This is a genomic window from Nocardia sp. XZ_19_231 (genome assembly GCF_015355705.1).
Classification (GTDB): domain Bacteria; phylum Actinomycetota; class Actinomycetes; order Mycobacteriales; family Mycobacteriaceae; genus Nocardia; species Nocardia salmonicida.
Genome location: NZ_JACUZI010000001.1, coordinates 826,900 through 844,521, shown reverse-complemented (window position 1 = coordinate 844,521; position 17,622 = coordinate 826,900). Strand labels below are relative to the sequence as shown.

Genomic DNA, 17,622 nt, shown 5'->3' with positions numbered 1-17,622 from the left:
TGCGCCGATGACGTAACACGCGCGCAGCAATCGCCGTCATCGCCTGAAACCTCGGAGTCGTATACAAACGGAGTCCCGTTTTGCGACTGGAGGTTTTCATGGCCGATCTGCTGCTGCGCCGCGCGTGTATCGCCGATGACGCCGACCTGGTCGATATCGCCGTCACCGACGGCGTCATCACCGCGATCGGTCCTGCGCTGCCGGAAATCGGGACAACCGAGATCGATTGCGCGACAAGGGTCGTCATTCCTGGCCTGATCGAATCCCATGTGCACTTGGACAAGGCGCTGCTCGATCGCCAACGGAGCGCGCCCGACGGCACCCTCGCGGGCGCGATCGAGGTGACCGGCGAACTCAAACGGGGGTTCACCGCCGACGGGGTGCGCGACCGGGCGCGCCGGGTCCTCGATCAGGCGATCACCCACGGCACCACCGCACTTCGCGCGCACCCGGATGTCGATCCGATCGTCGGGCTGCTCGGTGTCGAGGTGCTGCTGGGCCTGCGGGCGGAATATCGCGACCTGATCGACCTACAGATCGTGGCCTTTCCGCAGGAGGGAATCCTGCGCGCGCCCGGCACCCTCGACCTGTTGCGCGCGGCGCTTCGCCTCGGTGCCGACGTGATCGGCGGGTGCTCCTACAACGAAACCGACGTCACCGCCTGTCGCCGCCACGTCGACCTGGTCTTCGAGCTGGCCGCCGAATTCGGTGTCCCCGTCGACATCCACGCTGATTTCGCCGACGACGCCACCGATCCCCGCTTCGCGATGGCCGACTACATCGCCGATGCCACCCAGCGCGCCGGACTCGGCGGCCGGGTCGCCATCGGCCACGTCACTTCCCTGGCCGGCCGTCCACCGCGCGAGCGACAGGCGACCATGGCCCGCCTCGCCCGGGCCGGCGTCGCCGTGGTTCCGCTGCCTGCCACCGACATGCACCTCGGCGGGCGCGCCGATCAGGCCGCGGTACGTCGAGGCGTCGCGCCGGTCCGCGAGCTGTGGGCAGCCGGCGTGACAACCGCGTACTCCTCCAACAACATTCGCAACGCCTTCACCCCGTACGGCAACACCGATCTCCTCGACATCGGTCTGTTCCTGGCCCAGACCGGCCATCTGTCCGGCGATGCCGACCTGCGCCGGGTCCTCGACATGGCCACCACTGACGCAGCCACGGTGCTCGGCATCGCCGACCGCCACGGCCTGCGCGTCGGGGCCGGAGCCGACCTGGTCGTCCTGGGCACACACCGCCTCGCCGACGCCCTACTCGACCGCCCCGACCGCTGCTATGTCATCAAGGCGGGCCGAATTGTCGCGCGCACCACCCGAGTCACCGAAATCCTCGGCTCTGCGGTCCACGCACACTGATTCGGCGCTTCCTCGCGATGACGCACACGGCTCACCGACCTCGACCGCCTTCCGCATGGCAGATCGCGTGACGACGGATCAGGCCGCGCTGTGGTTGCCGCGATGGACGAGGGCATCGATGCGCCGTTTATAGGCGTTGAATTCCGGTGTGGTGGAGTCGCGTTCGCCGGGCAGGTCGATCTCGACGATCTCGCGCACGTGGCCCGCGTTGCCGTGGGCCGCGCCACCGGCCATCACCACGACGCGGTCGGCCAGGTAGACCGCCTCGTCGATGCTGTGGGTGACGAACACGACGGTCACGGCGGTCTCGTGGTGGATGCGTTTCAGCTCGACCTGCATGTCCGTACGGGTGAGAGCGTCGAGCGCGCCGAACGGTTCGTCCATCAGCAGGACGGCGGGGCTGTTCGCCAGCACCCTGGCGATCGCCACGCGCTGCTGCATTCCACCGGAGAGCTGGTGCGGGAACGACTTGCGCACTCGGGTCAGGCCGACGGTGTCGAGCCAGCGGTCGGTGATCTCGCGGATGTCGGGCCGGGTCATCCTGGCCTGCTTCGGTCCGTAGGCGATGTTCTCGGCGACCGTGAGCCACGGGAACAGCCCGTAGTCCTGGAATACGACGCCGCGCTCGGGGCCCGGCCCGTTGACCGGTTCGTCGGCGACGGTGACCGTGCCGGTGGTGGCTGCCTCCAAACCGGCGAGAATCCGCAGCAACGTGGACTTACCACAACCGCTGGCGCCGACGACACAGATGAATTCGCCTGCGGCGATGTCGAGTTCGACAGGATCGACGGCGAATCCCGGTGCGCTGGAATAGCGCTTACCGACGCTGTCGACGACGATGCGCGCGGGGCGCTGCGGGCGGCGGCGAGTGGAGTAGATCTTCATGAGGGTCCTGTCTGCGCGATCACGGAAGGAGCGGCCTACGGCCCGCGACAAGCTTGACCAGCAGCATCAGCAACCGGTCCGCGACGAATCCGGCCAGCCCGATCGCGATCATCACCGCGATGATCAGGTCGGTGCGTGACTGTTCTCTGGCCTGGGTGATCAACGCCCCCAACCCGATGCGGATGCCGACCGTCTCACCGACGACGAGGATCACCCACGACAGGCCGAGCGCGATCCGCAGCCCCGAGACAATGCTGGGCACGGCGGCGGGTAGTACCACCTTGTACAGCGTGTGCGCGGGGCGGGTGCCCAGCATCGCGGCGGCCTCGAGTAACCGCTCCGGCACCGCGCGCACTCCGGCGATCGTGTTCAGCAGGATCGAGAACACCGCGGCGAGGAACACCAGGAAGATCGTCGAGCGGTCGCCGAAGCCGATGATCAGCAACGACAGCGGGGCCCACGCGGTCACCGGGATCGGTCGGACCAGGTTGATGGTCGGTTCGAGCATCCGGTAGACCAGCCGAGAGCGACCCATCACGATCCCGAGCGGGATCGCGACGGCGGCCGCGAACAAGAACCCCTGCACCACCCGCAGTGTGCTGGCGTAGAGGTGCAACCACAGGGTGCCGCTGTAGGTGTCCCCGATCACTCCGCCGAACGCGAGGTCGGCCAAGCGCCGCGCCACCTCGAACGGTTTCGGCAGGAACTGCATCTGGATACCGAACGGGAGCGTCCACGCGCCTTCGACACCGCGATCCCACAGCAGCCCGAGCAGCAGCGGGACCGGGAGCGCCCACAACACCGTCAGCGCCCGGTCCGGAAACCGCCATCGACTGACGGGCGGCGCCTCGGTGCCGCGGACGACCGGCGGTGCGTCGAGCGCCGTCATCGCCCGATACCCGCGGGGGTCAGGAACCCGGTGTCGAACACCTTCGCCATGTCCGGCGCCTTGGACAGCTGGTCGAAGGCCCGCATCTGCTCGGCGAGGGCGACCACCCGGCCGCGATACTCGTCATCGAGTTCCCACCGCAACCAGACGTTCTTCGTCGCGGTGTCGACGATCGCGCGGTCGAGGCCGAAGGTGGTGACGAGCCCGTCGACCCAAGCGGTGTGATCGCCCTTCATGTACTCGATCGCCTGGACGAAGCTGCGCACCGTCTGCTGCACCCGGTCGCGATCCTGGTCGATCAGCGCGCCCCTGGTACCGAAGACGATGTTCACCGCGCCGATCGCGGTGTCGTACGGCGAGACGATCGGGCGCGCGCCGACCTGCATCACGATCGACGGCGCGGTCTCGGCGCTCAGGAACGCGTCGATCTGGCCGGACTTGTAGGCGTTGGCCATATCCGAGTAGGAGAGGTTGACCAACTGCACGTCGGTGGCCGGGTCGAGGCCGTGCGCGGTCAAGGTGAGCCGCAGCAAAATCTCCTGCGACGAGCCCTGCGGGAATCCGATCTTCTTGCCGCGCAAGCCGTTCACCGTGGCGATCTCGGGCTTGCCGACGAACGCCGACCCGCCGTCGGCGGCGGAGGCGACGATCTTCACATCCTGCCCCGCGGCACTGCCCGCCAGCATCGACGGTGCGCCGAGCACACCGAAATCGATGGCGCCCGAGGCGATCGCGTTCTTGATATCGGGTGAATTCTCGAACAGCACGATCTCGTACGTCGTGCCCGCGGGGGCGAAACGCTGCATGAAGTAGGGCGCGTAGAGGTGCGGCTGCCCACGCAGGGTGCCGATCCGCACCGACGCCGGGTCGCTGGCGCCGCCCGGTGTCGAAACGCAGGCGGTCAGGCCGGTCGCGATGAGCAATGCCGCGAACAGGGCCGAGAGCACCCGGCCGAGTGTGCGATGCATCGCGGGAGTGGTGGTGGTCCACGGCGTGTCGGAGGCAGGCATTGCGGGTCCATTTCTCATAGGTTCGCCAGTCGTGCGGCGCAACGTGTCGCGAGGTGGATGAGGAAACGGTCGGTGTTCGCGGCGCCGACCAGACACAGCCCGGCGGGGAGGCCGTGCCGGTTCGGCAGCGGCAGAGTGACCGCGGGGAGGCCGGCGATCGACGCCAGACAGGTCAGTCGCAGGGTCGCGGTGCGTACGGCATCGCGCGTGCGCTGGTCGGCCGCTCGCAAGGGTGGCGGTCCCGCCGTCGTGGGCAGGACCAGCACACGGTGTCCGACGGTCCCGCGAATCCGCGCGGCGGCCTCGGCCACGACCTTCCGCGCGGCGGCGGCACCGTCGGCGGTAACCGTTGCAGCCCAAGCGAAACGGTCGCCGACCTCGGGTTCGAGCGCGCCGGGATGCGCTCTGAGCCAGTCACCGTGCCCGGCCCAAGCCTCGTGCGCCTGTACTGTCCGAAACGCCGCGAACCAGCGGTCGAGTTCGCCACGCAGGGCAATCGGTCGAGCACCGAGTTCCACGGCGGCCCGCAGACACTGTTCGGCGATCTCGGGCTCCGCTGCGGCCGAGAGGACCGGGTCGAAGACGAGTTCCCTCCCCTCCATCCCGGCTCGCGTCGTCCAGCCGGACTTCGCCGCTGAGGGGCGCTGGGCGGACTCGCGGACATCAGGCTGCGCCGAGTCGGAGACCGGGCCCTGTTGGAGCACGACGGAATTCGCGTACAGCGCATCGGCCACCGTGAGCAGGGCGACGGCGTCACGGGCGAGCCAGCCGATGGTGTCGAACGAGGGTGCCAGCGGCAGCAGGCCGGTGGTGTCGATGCTCTGGTGGGTTGTCCTGATGCCCCAGAGCCCCTGGTAGGAAGCGGGTACGCGGATGGAACCCGCCGTGTCGGTGCCCAGGCCGATGCTTGCCTCGCCGCGGGCGACCGCTACCGCCGGACCGCTCGACGAACCACCCGGAACTCGTTCTGGGGCAGCTGGATTGACCGGCATGCCGGTGCGTCCGTTGCCGCCGGTGATGCTGTAGGCGAACTCGTCGGTCCGGGCGATGCCGGTGATGGTGGCGCCCGCCGCGAGCAGGGCGGCGACGACCGCGGCGTGGCGGGGTTCGGGGGCGCGCTCGGCGAGAAAGTCCTCGACACCCGCGCCGATGGGATGTCCGGCGACCGCGAACAGGTCTTTCACGGCCACCGTGTGCCCGGCGAGTGGGCCTGCCGATGTCGCCCCCACCAGCGGCGAACCGACCACGCGCCACACCGTGGCGTCCACCCCACGGGACTCCCCGATGCCGAACCGCGCCTCACGCGCCGTCGCGGTCACCGCGCCCGCTCCAGGATGTAGCGAGCCAGATCGGTGCCGGTGGTATGCGCGAAGTCGGCGACGCGGATCTTGCCGTGTACCCCGCGGGTCAGATCGACGGCCTGCGAGATGGTGAAATCGGCGGCGGCACTGAGGTAGAGGTAGGCACTGCGCGGATCGGTGTCGAACAGCGCGCCGAGCAGCTCGACAGCGTTGCCCACACACAGCGACAGCGCGGTGTCCAGATCGGGATCGAGCCCGGTCGGGATGACGAGGCCGTGCCCGGCGGCGAACGGCCCTGTGCCCGAACCGATGTCGGTGACCTGTTCCGCCGGAACGAGGTCCAGGGTCACGGTCGCCCGCAGCGGCGCCTCCAGCGCCGTGAGTGCCACCTCCCCGTCGCCCTGCGCGAAATGCGGGTCACCTACGTAGAACAGCGCGTCGGGCACCTGCACCGGCAGGAACAGGGTGGCGCCGGGAGTGAGCAATTTGACGTCGATATTGCCGCCGTGCGCGCCCGGCGGCACGGAGTGCGCGCGATTTTCGGTGTCGGTGGCCACGCCCATGATGCCGAGGAACGGGGCGAGCGGGAAGCGCGCCCGGTGCGGGCTGCCCGGCCCGATCGGCATGCTGCCGAACCATTCGTCGTCCCGCCCGGTCACCGTGCAGAACTGACCGTAGGAACCGTCGTGTGGTGTTCCGGCCAGCATGCCGCGGCCGTGCCGGGTCGAGATGACACCGTAGGGCGCGCGCAGGGCGAGGTGCTCGATCCGCACGGCGAGCAGATCGCCGGGCCTGGCGCCGTCGACGGCGATCGGGCCGGTCACGATGTGCGGCCCGGCTCCGGCCTCGCGAACGCGCCGGGCGACCACCTCGACCGTGTCGTCGAGGATCTGATCGCGGGCCACGCCGTGCCCGCGAAAGTAGGCGACCGGGTCCGAGCCCTGATCGTCGAGGATGCCCTCGTGACTGATCGTGTCGATGACCACGCTCGTGCCCGGCGCGACGGTGGTGACCGGCGTATCACCGCGACGCGGCAGCCTGCCCCACAGCACCTGATCGGGATCGGCGGGCACATAGGTGGTTCCCTGCGTGATGCCGATGCCCTGCTGCAACACCGGGAATGCGGTGGCGATCTGGTCCCCAGCCAACGAGGTCACAGTGGTTCCTCCGGTCTCCGCGACACTCGGCCGAACATTGGTCCGACCATCTGATGCGGTAACGGTATTCCACTATAAACAGTGCGTCTACCGGGAGAAACGTGCGTAACCGAGGCTTTACACCCCGGCAATATCGGGCCGAATACCCTCGTTCGGATATGATTGGCCGGACCAATCAACAAGTGTCGAGAGGAGTCAGGTGTCCGTCGCGCCGATCCCCCCGCTCCGTCGCCGCACCGGCAGCGTCAGCGCCGAAGTCGCCGCGCATCTGGAGCGGCTGATCATCGACGGCGCCCTGCGCGCGGGCGATCGGCTGCCACCCGAACGCGAGCTCGCGGCGCAGTTGAACGTGTCGCGTTCCTCGCTGCGCGAAGCCATGTTCGAGCTGGAATCCAAGAAACTGGTCGACCGCAGACAGGGCCGCGGCAGCACCGTCACCGATCTCCCCCGCGGCGTCGCCGAACTACACGGCAACCTCGCCGACCTCGACACCGAACTCGCCTACGCGACCGAGCTCCGCGAGCTGGTCGAACCGCGCATCGCCCAGCTCGCCGCCCTCCGCGCCGTCGAATCGAATCTGCTGTCGCTGCACGAGATCATCGATCGCTCCGACGAAGCCCTCAGCCCGGAGGACTCGATGGCCCTCGACATCGAATTCCACACGCTCCTGGCGCATTCCGCCCAGAACCCGCTCCTGGTCACCCTCTGCACGATGACCACGGAGTGGACCCGCCACACCCGAGTCCTCTCGCACCGCACTCCGCTCGGTCGCCGCGTCTCCGTCCACGGCCACACCCAGATCCTGCTCGCGGTCGACGACCGAGACGGCCCCGCCGCCGCTGCCGCCATGGAACAACACCTGCGTGAAGTTCGCGAGATCAGCACCCGCTAGCGACACCACAGGACAGACACCTACCCCACAGCGGCGGTGAAGACCTCGAGCGCACGATCGTCGAACAGCACGAACCGCACCTGTGTCACCGCTGTCTCGGCCGCGCGTACCGTCTCGACCGCGATCCGCGCGCCGTCCTCCATCGGCCAGCCGAAGATGCCGGTGGAGATCGCCGGGAAAGCGACCGTCGCCGCCCCCAATTCGTCTGCCACGCGCAGGGATTCGCGGTAACACGAGGCGAGCAGTTCGAAGCGGTCCTCGGTGGCCGACCACACGGGGCCCACCGTGTGGATCACCCAGCGGGCGGGAAGCAGCCCCGCAGTCGTCGCCACCGCCTGCCCGGTTCGCAGACCCTTGCCGTAGTGCGACGCGCGCAGATCACGGCATTCGGACAGGATCTGCGGGCCGCCTTTGCGATGGATCGCCCCGTCGACGCCACCGCCGCCGAGCAGCGAGGAGTTCGCGGCGTTGACCACCGCGTCCACCTGCTGTTCGGTGATGTCGCCTCGGACCGCATCGATTCGCGTCATGATCCCCATTGTGCCGGGGGCAGGCCTTCGACCACGGGTACCGTCGAGGAAGTCAGGCATGGTCGGTCCGTCCGAGACGAGGAGAACCCCACATGGCCATACCCACCGGTGACATCGTGCCGACGACCGACGGGCGGGATCTGGTGATCACCCGGTCGTTGGGGTGGCCGATCGAGGAGGTGTGGGCGCGGTTGACCGACCCGCATCTGACCGCGAGCTGGTACGGCACCTGGGAGGGCGACGCGGGCACCGGCAACACCATCCGGGTGCAGATGCGGTTCGAGGAAGGTGAGCCGTGGTCGTCGATGCGCATCGACGACTGCACCCCGCCGATCCATCTCGGCCTCTCCTCGACCGACCAGATCGGCGTGTGGCGACTCGAGGTGACCTTGCTCGACACCGGCGCGGCCACCGAACTGCGCCTGGTCCACCACCTGACCTCGGAATATCAGCTGGCGGAGATCCCGCAGATCGGTCCGGGCTGGGAGTACTACGCGGACATGTTCGTCGCCGCGAGCACGCACACCGAACTCCCCGATTTCGCCGACTACTACCCGTCGATGTCGAGCTACTACCAGAAGCGCGCATCGTAGCCCGAACGTGAACCGCCCCGGCCGAATTCACGGCCGGGGCGGTTCAACGGGCGGGGGAACCTACTCTTCGTCGAGTTCCGCGGCGACCTCGTCGGAGATGTCGACATTGGTGTACACGTTCTGCACATCGTCGCTGTCTTCGAGCGCGTCGACCAGCTTGAACACCTTGCGAGCGCCCTCGGCGTCCACCGCGACCGAGACCGATGCCTGGAAACCGGACTCGGCGGAGTCGTAGTCGATGTTCGCGGCCTGCAGGGCCGAACGCACCGCGATCAGATCGCCGGGCTCGGAGATGATCTCGAAGAGATCGCCGTGGTCGTTGACGTCTTCGGCGCCCACGTCGAGGACGGTCTCGAGGATGTCGTCCTCGGACAGGCCGTTCTTCTCGAGGGTCACCACGCCCTTGCGGGCGAACAGGTACGACACCGAACCCGGATCGGCCATGTTTCCGCCGTTGCGAGTCATGGCCAGTCGGACCTCGCCCGCGGCGCGGTTGCGGTTGTCGGTGAGGCACTCGATCAGCACGGCGACACCGTTGGGCCCGTAGCCCTCGTACATGATCGTCTGCCAGTCGGCGCCGCCGGCCTCTTCACCACCGCCGCGCTTGCGGGCGCGCTCGATGTTGTCGTTGGGGACCGATGTCTTCTTCGCCTTCTGGATGGCGTCGAACAGCGTCGGATTGCCCGCAGGGTCACTACCACCAGTGCGGGCCGCCACCTCGATGTTCTTGATCAGCTTGGCGAAGAGTTTGCCGCGCTTGGCGTCGATCCCCGCCTTCTTGTGCTTGGTGGTGGCCCATTTGGAGTGGCCGCTCATGCCCTACTTCCTTCAAGTCGGTTGCGCGTCTGCCCGGGCGGACAAGCTCGATCCAGCCTACTCACCGTCCGCCACGCCCGCTGACGCGGGCTTTAGCGCGCTGCGCGAACCAGGTCGACGAACAGTTCGTGCACCCGAAGATCGCCGGTCACCTCGGGGTGGAACGAGGTCGCCACCACGTTGCCCTGCCTGGCAGCCACGATGCGGCCCTCGGCGGGCCCGTGCGGCACCCGCGCCAGCACCTCGACACCGTCACCCACCCGCTCCACCCACGGGGCGCGAATGAACACCGCGCGCACGGGCGTGTCGAGGCCGGCGAAGTCGAGATCGGTCTCGAAGGAATCGACCTGCCGACCGAACGCGTTGCGCCGCACCGTCATATCGATGCCGGACAGGTGCTGGGCGTCGGCCCTGGTGTCGAGGACCTCCGAGGCGAGCAGGATCATGCCCGCGCAGGACCCGAACGCGGGCAGCCCGTCGCGCAGCCGCGCCCGCAACGGTTCCAGCAGGTCGAACGCCTGCAACAGCTTGGAGATCGCGGTCGACTCGCCGCCGGGCAGCACGAGCCCGTCGACCGCCGCCAACTCCGACTCGCGCCGCACCAGCACCGGATCGGCTCCGCAGTGCTCCAGCGCGGCAACGTGTTCGCGCACGTCACCCTGCAACGCGAGGACGCCGATGGTCGGCCGGGTGGTGGTCGAGGTTGCGTTCACAGCCGTTGAGCTTACGAGCGCGCCCGATGTGGGCCCGCTCACGCTCGCTTCTGGCGCGGTGTGCGGATCAGACCTTCCTGGACGACAGCGGCGACCAGGTTGCCCGCGCGGTCCCAGATCTTGCCGCCGGTCAGCGCGCGACCGAAACCGGCCGAGGGTGAGGACTGGTCGTAGAGCAGCCATTCGTCGGCACGGAACGGGCGCAGGAACCACATCGCGTGGTCGAGCGACGCGTTCTGGGTCGGTTCGTCGGGGTGGATCACCTTCGACGAGCCGAGCAGCGTCATATCGCTCATGTAGGCCAGCGTGCAGACGTGGAACATCGGGTCGTCGGGCAGCGGGTGCCGGTACCGGAACCACACCTGCTGCGGCGAGACGGCGCCGTCGCGCGCGACGACCTGCTCCTGCGGGACCGTGCGGATGTCCCAGTGCTCCCATTCACGCATGGCCCACAGGCGCTCGGGGGTCATGGTCACGCTGGCGTCGGGCAGGTCGTCGGGACCGTCGACCGAGGGCATCACGTCCTGGTGTTCGGGCCCTTCGTCACCGTGATGGAACGAGGCCGACATCGTGAATATCGCCTGCCCGTCCTGCACGCCGGTGACCCGCCTCGTGCAGAACGACCGGCCGTCGCGGATGCGTTCCACCAGGTAGACGGTGGGTTCCTCTGGATTGCCCGGTCGCAGGAAGTAGCCGTGCAGGGAATGCACCTGGAAGCTGCGATCAACGGTGCGGACCGCCGAGACCAGCGCCTGCCCGGCCACCTGACCGCCGAAGGTGCGCGGTAGCTGAGACTCCGTGGAAGCACCGCGGAAGATGTCGCGCTCCAGTCGCTCGATCGCGAGCGCCTCTTCGATTGTCGCCATGCGCTCGAGATTATCGCCTTGCCGACCGGGCGGTATGTCCGGCTCTGCGCAGCGGCCCGGAATTTGCTGAGATGGTCCGGTGCCGACGTTCACTCCCACCTCCCCCGCCGCCCTCGCCCGGCTCGTCGCCGACCGGCTCGTGGCGCTGCCGGGGCGACGGCTGCTCGCGGTGGACGGTGCCGATGCCGCGATGCCTGTCGAACTCGGCCGCGAGATCGCGCAGACGCTCTCGGATCGGGGCCGATCGGCGGCGGTGGTATCGGTGCACGACTACGTGCGCCCCGCGTCGCTGCGCATGGAATACGGACGCGATGACGAATGGTCCTATCGCACAGCATGGTTCGACTACGAGGCGATACGGCGCGAGATCGTGGACGCGATGCGCACCGAGGGGCGTTGGCTGCCCGCGCTGTGGGACGAGCAGCGAGACAGGTCCGCTCGGGCGGCGATTCGCGCGGCGCAGGCCGATCTGGTGCTGGTGCTCGCCGGGCCGATGCTGCTGGGTCGCGGTCTGGATTTCGATCTCACGGTCCGCTTGGAGCTCAGTGCGCCAGCGGCGCTGCGGCGCACGCCCGCCGAGCAGCACTGGACGTTGCCCGCTGTGCGCGATCACACAGCCGACCATCCCGAGGAAGCGACGTGGACCGTTCGCTGGGATCATCCCGATCGGGCGGCGCTGCGCAGCTGAGATCGCGGAAACCGAGGCGGACCGGGCGCGCGGGCGCCGACGCGAAAGCCCCGTCCGCGAAGAGCGAACGGGGCTTCGGCGAGAACGATCAGGCGCAGGCGACCGAGGTCTGACCCAGGTTGGTCAGCATGCCGCAGGCCCACGACTTCTGGACCTTCCACTTGCCCTCTTCGGCCACGAACGGCACGTCGACGACATTGGTCTGACCGTTGACGGTGAAGTTGGCCTTGGCGTTGACGCTGTCACCGAAGGAGGTCACCTCGGTGACCTGCACCTGGACATTGTTGTCCTGCACGGCTTGCGCCAGGCGGTTCGGCAGCTCGGGATCGGCCTCGATGCCCTGGACGAAGTCCAGCTTCTGGTCGTTGGGGACCGCCGGATCCAGCGCGGTGCCGAGCTGTGCGTTGAGCTGCTCGACCGTCGGCACGGCGGGCAGGTTCGCGGCTGCCGAACCCTGAGCCTTGGCGCTGGTGGTGGTTTTGGCGGCGGGCTTGTCACCCTTGTCGTCACTGCACGCACTCAGGCCGAGGGCGGCGACCACAGCCAGTCCTGCGATCGCGACTCGTCCGGTCCTACGAAACTTCATCCACTCGTCCTTACGTCGGGTCGGAATCTCGCCCTCTGGGCGACGGCGTCGTACCGGCGCCACACAGCGCAGGCCTCGATGCCACGGCCCGGACGCTACCCAGTGATGTTGAGGAAACTCTGAGACACACACAACGTGGGTATGTGAGAAGCATCCGATTGTGATGCACCCCAGTGCTACCCGGCGCGCAGACCCACTACCGCGTCGACCAGTCGAGCATGGGTCGGCGCGTCCGCTGCCGCGATCAGTCCGTGTGGTGCGGTGTGCAGTGGTTGCCCGGCGAGGCCGGTGACCACGCAGCCCGCCGCCTGGCACACCGCGATCGCGCTGCTGAAATGCACGCTGTCGCGGAGATCGCCGCCGGTGATGTAGGCGGCGCGCCGTCCCGCCGCGACCCAGACGAGGGCCAGAGAGGTCGATAACACCCGCGGATGGAATTCGCCCGCGAAGCCTTCGGCGTCGAATAGTCGGGCCGGGGTCGACCACGGGAACGGGTGGTCGAGATCGACATCGACGAGGTGGCTTCCCGAGTGCGGCCGTAACGGCTCGTCGCGACCTTCGGCGCGCAGGAACGCACCCTCCCCCGCTGTCCAGAACACTTCCTCGGCGAACGGGTCGGCGGTCGCCGCCGCCGTCACGGTGTCGCCGTCGCGCAGGGCGACATTGACCGCTACGAACGTGGTGTCGACAGCGAAATTTCTTGTGCCACAGAGTGGATCGACAAACCACGTGCGGTCGCTACGAGCCGGACCGGTGACTCCCGATTCCTCGGCGACGAACCGGTCGCCCGGGCACGCGGTGGCGAGGACATCGAGGATGGCTTTCTCGGCCGCGATATCGGCCTGCGTGGCGAAATCGTCGCCCTTTTTGGCGTAGCGAGTGAGCGGAGCGCGGAACGCCGACCGAATCACTTCCGAAGCGACTTCTGTTGCGTGGATTGCGATTTCACTATCCGATTGGTGCACCGTCTCCAGGCTACGGACCGCACCACACCCCGGTGTGCGAACCAGCGGCCCTGATGGGCACAGACGTGCAACGGTCCTCGACTGCCGGAGGAACGCCTATCGAGCCAGGTATACGGCGAGACCGAGTCCGCAGATCCCGACCGTCACCCGCAAGACGCTCGGTGGGATCACTTTCACCACCGGTGGACCACACCAGCCACCTGCCAGCGCACCCGCACCGAGAGCCAGCGCCGCACCCCAGTGCACCGGTCCGAAGGCCGCGAACCCGATCGCGGCGACCAGGTTCGCGATGCCGAGCAGGAAGCTCTTGAGAATCGATGCGCTCCAGAGGGATTCGGAGGTGCACAGCAGCATCATCGACAGGTAGATCACCCCCGCGCCCGCGCCGAAATACCCGCCGTACACCGAGGTGAGCAGGATGCCGACCGGCACGATCCAGGGCGCGCCGAGCTCGCCGATGTGGCGGCGCACCAGTGGTTGCACCAGCAGCGCGATCGACGCCATAGCCACCAGGAACGGCACGACCACCTCGAACGCGCCGTCCGGGGCGACCAGCAGGGCGAGCGCACCGAGCAGCCCGCCCACCGCCGCCAACACCGCCCAGCGCACCAGCGTGGACCCGCGTCCGACGAGTTCGCGTCCGGAATTCGCGGTCGCCCCGACGCCGACGGCGACCATGGCGACAGTGTTGGTGACATTGGCCGCGACGGGCGGCAGACCGGCGGCCAGCAGCGCCGGATAGGAGACGATCGAGGCCATCCCGGTGACGAAACCGATCAAGCCGGTGAAGAATCCCGCGACGACCAGCAAGGAGAAGTCGAGCGCGGTCACGGACCGACTGTACGGTATGCCCAATTGGCAGCAAATCCTGGGCCAACCGACGCCGACATCGCACAACGACGGCACAGCGCACGGCGCAAACGCGGCCCACATCGCCCACCGGCGCCGGGATCACTCCGACGCGCCGAAGGCCGTGCCAGGATGACGGGGTGCAGATGACGACTTTCGAGCCGGGCGAACCACCCGTTCGACGTAACCGGCTGGACTCCAACACCGTTGCCCGCCTCGACGACGTCACCACCTTCGCCCAGTTGCTCGACGCGTTAGAGCTCGTCCGCATGGACCATCCCGACGCACGGATCCTGTGCACGCTCGACGATCTCGGCCAGTGCGCGTACACGAGCATGCACGCCACCCTCGGACTCGTGGAAGGCGACGGCGCACGCCACGACGACCCGGACGATCCCGCCGCCACCCACCACGCCGAGAACGCCACGGTCTCCCGGATCGCCGCACTGCTCGACAAACCGTCCGCGCGCGTCCCGTGGGAATCCTTGCGCGACACCCGCAACGCGTCCGAGGACGAACTCGCCGCGCTCGTCGCCGCCAATCGCTCCCCCGACCGCGTGGTCGACGACGTCGTCCTGATCCAGCGCGTCCCGGTGGACCGCGACGACCTCGCCATCGCCGGCATCCCGAACGGGTACTTCGCCGACGACTGGAGCACCTACGACAACCACACCGTCATCCGCCGCATGACCCTGCACGGCTATCGCCACATCGCCATCGGCGCCTCCCTGCTCGCCTTCGCCCGCCCCACCACCCCCACCCCCGAACAGGCCGCGGCCCTGGTCACCGACCTGACCCACCTGTACGGCTCCCCCACCGCCATCGCCTGGCACGAGCTGGCCGTTCTCCTGCCCACCCAGCGCCAGCTCATCCTCGGCTACGCCGAGAACTTCGCCGATGCCCTCACCACCGATACCGAAGGCGCGGCGGGTCAGCCGTAGACCGCGGCCCTGGCAGCGCTATCGCGCCGGCTGCCGAGTGCGAGCGGTAGCCGCCGGGTTCACGGTCACGCTCGACCACACGGCCCAGGCCAGCCACACCATGCCGAATCCGGCCGCGATATGCCCGACGCGGACCAGCGGCGCCGGGAGCAGGAAGGTCAGGCAGAGCACGGACAGGCCCGCGGTGTAGAGGATCACCGCGCCGCGCGGGACCGCCGCGCTACGCAGCAGCGCTGTGCCGAACAGCAGCGTTCCGCTCAGCGCGAGGACCGCGGTGGCGAGGAAGGCGAACTTGGCCGGGCTGGTGAGTAATTCGTCGACCACCGACTTGTCCAAGTACACCAGCACGAAATTCATGGCGAAGGCGATACCCGCGAAATAGCCGAAGCCGAGGAATTGCACGACGAAGGCGAGTGCTCCGAAGCGGCCGAGCCGCTGGTGCAGCAGCGCGTACAACGCCACCAGCAGACCGATCCCGAAGGGGACGGCAGCCCCGTTGAGAACCTGGGTGATCGGTATCTTGCCCGCGGCGATCAGTTCGATCACGCCGGCCGCCGCGATAGCCCCGCCGCAGAGAAAGCCGGAGACGCCGCCCAGTCGCAGTAGTGCTCGTGTGTCCATGTCGAAATCCCTTCTCGATGTCGAGCTCGACGGTAGGAATCCGGTGGTCACGGCGGAAAGTGCCGCGCGACCCATGACCTTCGGCCAGATTCGCCGCGCGACCATGGCCGTGCGACGAATCTGGCCATACGCTCAGCGAATGCATCGACCGCGCGCACTGACCTGGGTCGCGTGCTTCCTGTATGTCTCCGTGCTGGTCGCCGGGCTCGCCGTCGCCTCGACCGGACCTGTCGACCCTGCCCGGTCGAGCGCGTTCGCCGGGGCCCTCGTGCTCGCGGGAGGGCTGGAGATGGCCGCGGGGTGGTTCTCCCGGTCTAGGGCCCTCGCGATCGCCGGACTGGTCGTCCGCGCCGTTCTGTACACGGTGATCACCCTGCTCGACAGCAGCGGCAATGCGAAGGTCCTGTTCGTCCTGCTTCCGCTCACTGCCTATTTCACCGTCGGGCATCGTGTCGCCTACGCACTCGCCGGTGGCGGTCTACTCCTCGCCGGGATCATCGTTCTCGGGCGCCCGGCGCTGCGTACGAATCCCGAAGCGCTCTCGGATCTGCTGATGTTCACGATCGGCGTCGTTTTCGCCCTCGCGATCGCGGTGATCGCCGAACGCGAGGAAACCGGGCGGCGCCGCGCCGAAACACTGCTCACCGAACTGTCCGACGCGCACGCCCGGCTCCGGGAATACGCCGATCAGGCGGTCTCCCTCGCCACCGTCGCCGAACGAACCCGGGTAGCCCGCGATATCCATGACAGCGTCGGCCACCACCTCGTGGTTACCGCGATCCAACTGGAGAAATCGGCCGCCTACCGGCCGTTGGACACCGATATCGCCGACCGGGCACTCGCCGAAGGGCGTCATTCCACGCGCCTGGCCCTCGATGAGGTGCGGCGCGCGGTCGGCACCCTGCGCGCCGACGACACGCAATTCACCCTCGCCACCGCGTTGCGAGCGCTCGCGACCCGGCTCGACGACACCGGCTTCGCCGTGTCCCTCGACCTCACCGGCACCGAGGACACCGTCGGCGAACCCGTCCGCCTCGCCCTGTACCTCGCCGCGCAGGAAGCACTCACCAACGCACGCCGCCACTCCGGCGCCACCGCCGTCGCGGTTCGCGTCGACCTCACCGCGAGCACCGGCGTCCTCGATATCGCCGACAACGGAACAGGTTTCGCGCCCGGCGCGACGGAAGGGCAGGGGCTGTCCGGAATGCGTGAACGCCTGGACCTGGTCGGCGGCGAGGTGCGCATCACCTCCGGTGCCGACGGAACTCGTCTGCTCGCCACGATTCCCGTGGTGGGGCGATGACCGGACGCGATCCCGCTGTGTCGGGCACTGCCCCGAACGTCCGCGTGTTGATCGCCGACGACGAGCGCCTGGTTCGTGAAGGGATCGCCGCGCTGCTCGCCCTGCAACCCGGCATCGAAGTACTCGGTGCGGCCGAAAGCGGTTCCGAGGCAGTCGAACTCGCTAACGCACTGGAGCCGGATGTGGTGCTGATGGATGTCCGCATGCCGGGAACGGACGGCGTGGAGGCGGCCACCAGGCTGCGTGGGCGGGTCACAGTGTTGATGCTCACCACCTTCGACGACGACGGCTACATCGTCGCCGCCCTGCACGCGGGCGCGTCCGGCTACCTGCTCAAAGATCTCCCCGCCGCCGAACTCGCCCAGGCGATCCGCCTCGCGCACGCGGGCGTCGACCAGTACTCCGCCGCCGTCACCACCCGCCTCGCCGCCATGGTGCGCTCCCGTATCCCACGCCCCACCATCGACCTCACCGGCCGCGAAACCGAGGTCCTTCGCCTGCTCGCCACCGGTGCCGCCAACCGCGAAATCGCCCGGTCCCTCTACCTCAGTGAGGGCACCGTGAAGAACCACGTCTCGAGCATCCTCCATCGCCTCGGCGTCCGCGACCGCACCCAAGCTGCGATCTACGCCCACGAACAGGGAATCCTCTGA

The 17,622-nt window shown here is 68.4% G+C and carries 20 protein-coding genes; 7 read left to right on the top strand and 13 right to left on the bottom strand.

The genetic code is table 11. The features are described from left to right. Window positions 1-98 precede the first annotated feature (98 nt). Window positions 99-1,364 (top strand): amidohydrolase family protein, encoded by a 1,266-nt coding sequence (locus tag IBJ82_RS03700; protein ID WP_194824506.1) that lies wholly within the window; start codon window positions 99-101, stop codon window positions 1,362-1,364. 78 nt (window positions 1,365-1,442) lie between these two features. On the opposite strand, the gene IBJ82_RS03695 is transcribed toward IBJ82_RS03700, so the two are convergent. From IBJ82_RS03695 to IBJ82_RS03675, 5 genes are read right to left on the bottom strand one after another with little or no spacing between them, the layout of a single operon-like run. After that, entirely contained in the window at window positions 1,443-2,249 is an 807-nt protein-coding gene (locus IBJ82_RS03695; RefSeq protein WP_194824505.1) for an ABC transporter ATP-binding protein, read from the bottom strand. A gap of 19 nt (window positions 2,250-2,268) precedes the next feature. Beyond that, window positions 2,269-3,138: an ABC transporter permease gene (locus IBJ82_RS03690; protein ID WP_194824504.1), complete on the bottom strand. Its 870-nt coding sequence runs from the start codon at window positions 3,136-3,138 to the stop codon at window positions 2,269-2,271. Beyond that, the gene (locus tag IBJ82_RS03685) at window positions 3,135-4,148 is read right to left on the bottom strand and encodes an ABC transporter substrate-binding protein (RefSeq protein ID WP_228536416.1); all 1,014 of its coding nucleotides are present in this window, start codon (window positions 4,146-4,148) and stop codon (window positions 3,135-3,137) included. The genes IBJ82_RS03690 and IBJ82_RS03685 overlap by 4 nt, the downstream gene beginning before the upstream one ends. A 14-nt stretch (window positions 4,149-4,162) precedes the next feature. Next, window positions 4,163-5,467, bottom strand: coding sequence for an amidase family protein (locus IBJ82_RS03680; protein ID WP_370585130.1), 1,305 nt, complete (start codon window positions 5,465-5,467; stop codon window positions 4,163-4,165). Further along, the gene (locus IBJ82_RS03675; protein WP_370585129.1) at window positions 5,464-6,606 is read right to left on the bottom strand and encodes an acetamidase/formamidase family protein; all 1,143 of its coding nucleotides are present in this window, start codon (window positions 6,604-6,606) and stop codon (window positions 5,464-5,466) included. Before IBJ82_RS03675 ends, IBJ82_RS03680 begins: the two co-directional genes overlap by 4 nt. A gap of 199 nt (window positions 6,607-6,805) precedes the next feature. On the opposite strand from IBJ82_RS03675, the gene IBJ82_RS03670 reads away from it, so the two are divergent. Then, a complete protein-coding gene (locus IBJ82_RS03670; protein WP_194824503.1) occupies window positions 6,806-7,498 on the top strand; it encodes a FadR/GntR family transcriptional regulator in 693 nt (230 codons plus the stop codon). Between the two features lie 20 nt (window positions 7,499-7,518). Here the strand turns inward: IBJ82_RS03670 and IBJ82_RS03665 are convergent, their stop codons facing one another. After that, window positions 7,519-8,028 carry an O-acetyl-ADP-ribose deacetylase gene (locus tag IBJ82_RS03665; protein WP_194824502.1) on the bottom strand — a complete coding sequence of 170 codons (510 nt, stop codon included), beginning with the start codon at window positions 8,026-8,028 and terminating at the stop codon, window positions 7,519-7,521. 92 nt (window positions 8,029-8,120) lie between these two features. Between IBJ82_RS03665 and IBJ82_RS03660 the strand changes: the two genes are divergently transcribed. Continuing rightward, on the top strand, window positions 8,121-8,621 hold the full coding sequence (locus IBJ82_RS03660; protein ID WP_194824501.1) for an SRPBCC domain-containing protein: 501 nt from the start codon (window positions 8,121-8,123) through the stop codon (window positions 8,619-8,621). A 60-nt stretch (window positions 8,622-8,681) separates the two neighbouring features. On the opposite strand, the gene IBJ82_RS03655 is transcribed toward IBJ82_RS03660, so the two are convergent. The 3 genes from IBJ82_RS03655 to IBJ82_RS03645 form a co-directional block, all read right to left on the bottom strand. Further along, window positions 8,682-9,437: a YebC/PmpR family DNA-binding transcriptional regulator gene (locus tag IBJ82_RS03655; protein WP_194824500.1), complete on the bottom strand. Its 756-nt coding sequence runs from the start codon at window positions 9,435-9,437 to the stop codon at window positions 8,682-8,684. Window positions 9,438-9,529: 92 nt separating this feature from the next. Next, window positions 9,530-10,150 (bottom strand): pyridoxal 5'-phosphate synthase glutaminase subunit PdxT, encoded by a 621-nt coding sequence (gene pdxT, locus IBJ82_RS03650; protein ID WP_194824499.1) that lies wholly within the window; start codon window positions 10,148-10,150, stop codon window positions 9,530-9,532. A 38-nt stretch (window positions 10,151-10,188) separates the two neighbouring features. Continuing rightward, window positions 10,189-11,016: an acyl-CoA thioesterase II gene (locus tag IBJ82_RS03645; protein ID WP_194824498.1), complete on the bottom strand. Its 828-nt coding sequence runs from the start codon at window positions 11,014-11,016 to the stop codon at window positions 10,189-10,191. A gap of 79 nt (window positions 11,017-11,095) precedes the next feature. Here IBJ82_RS03645 and IBJ82_RS03640 point away from each other — a divergent pair, with 79 nt between their 5' ends. After that, complete coding sequence (locus IBJ82_RS03640) at window positions 11,096-11,704, top strand: hypothetical protein (protein ID WP_194824497.1); 609 nt, start codon at window positions 11,096-11,098, stop codon at window positions 11,702-11,704. Window positions 11,705-11,792: 88 nt separating this feature from the next. Here the strand turns inward: IBJ82_RS03640 and IBJ82_RS03635 are convergent, their stop codons facing one another. The 3 genes from IBJ82_RS03635 to IBJ82_RS03625 all read right to left on the bottom strand — a co-directional run bounded on the left by IBJ82_RS03635 (window position 11,793) and on the right by IBJ82_RS03625 (window position 14,086). Next, window positions 11,793-12,290, bottom strand: a complete 498-nt coding sequence (locus IBJ82_RS03635; RefSeq protein WP_194824496.1) for a hypothetical protein — start codon at window positions 12,288-12,290, stop codon at window positions 11,793-11,795. A 176-nt stretch (window positions 12,291-12,466) separates the two neighbouring features. Continuing rightward, window positions 12,467-13,255, bottom strand: coding sequence for an inositol monophosphatase family protein (locus tag IBJ82_RS03630; RefSeq protein WP_194824495.1), 789 nt, complete (start codon window positions 13,253-13,255; stop codon window positions 12,467-12,469). 96 nt (window positions 13,256-13,351) lie between these two features. Further along, a complete protein-coding gene (locus IBJ82_RS03625; protein ID WP_194824494.1) occupies window positions 13,352-14,086 on the bottom strand; it encodes a sulfite exporter TauE/SafE family protein in 735 nt (244 codons plus the stop codon). A 164-nt stretch (window positions 14,087-14,250) separates the two neighbouring features. Between IBJ82_RS03625 and IBJ82_RS03620 the strand changes: the two genes are divergently transcribed. Further along, a complete protein-coding gene (locus IBJ82_RS03620) occupies window positions 14,251-15,045 on the top strand; it encodes a hypothetical protein (RefSeq protein ID WP_194824493.1) in 795 nt (264 codons plus the stop codon). Between the two features lie 18 nt (window positions 15,046-15,063). Here the strand turns inward: IBJ82_RS03620 and IBJ82_RS03615 are convergent, their stop codons facing one another. Then, entirely contained in the window at window positions 15,064-15,666 is a 603-nt protein-coding gene (locus IBJ82_RS03615; RefSeq protein WP_194824492.1) for a hypothetical protein, read from the bottom strand. Between the two features lie 139 nt (window positions 15,667-15,805). On the opposite strand from IBJ82_RS03615, the gene IBJ82_RS03610 reads away from it, so the two are divergent. Together IBJ82_RS03610 and IBJ82_RS03605 are read left to right on the top strand one after the other, a co-directional pair. Further along, window positions 15,806-16,969, top strand: coding sequence for a sensor histidine kinase (locus IBJ82_RS03610; RefSeq protein ID WP_194824491.1), 1,164 nt, complete (start codon window positions 15,806-15,808; stop codon window positions 16,967-16,969). Then, window positions 16,966-17,622, top strand: a complete 657-nt coding sequence (locus IBJ82_RS03605; RefSeq protein ID WP_194824490.1) for a response regulator transcription factor — start codon at window positions 16,966-16,968, stop codon at window positions 17,620-17,622. The genes IBJ82_RS03610 and IBJ82_RS03605 overlap by 4 nt, the downstream gene beginning before the upstream one ends.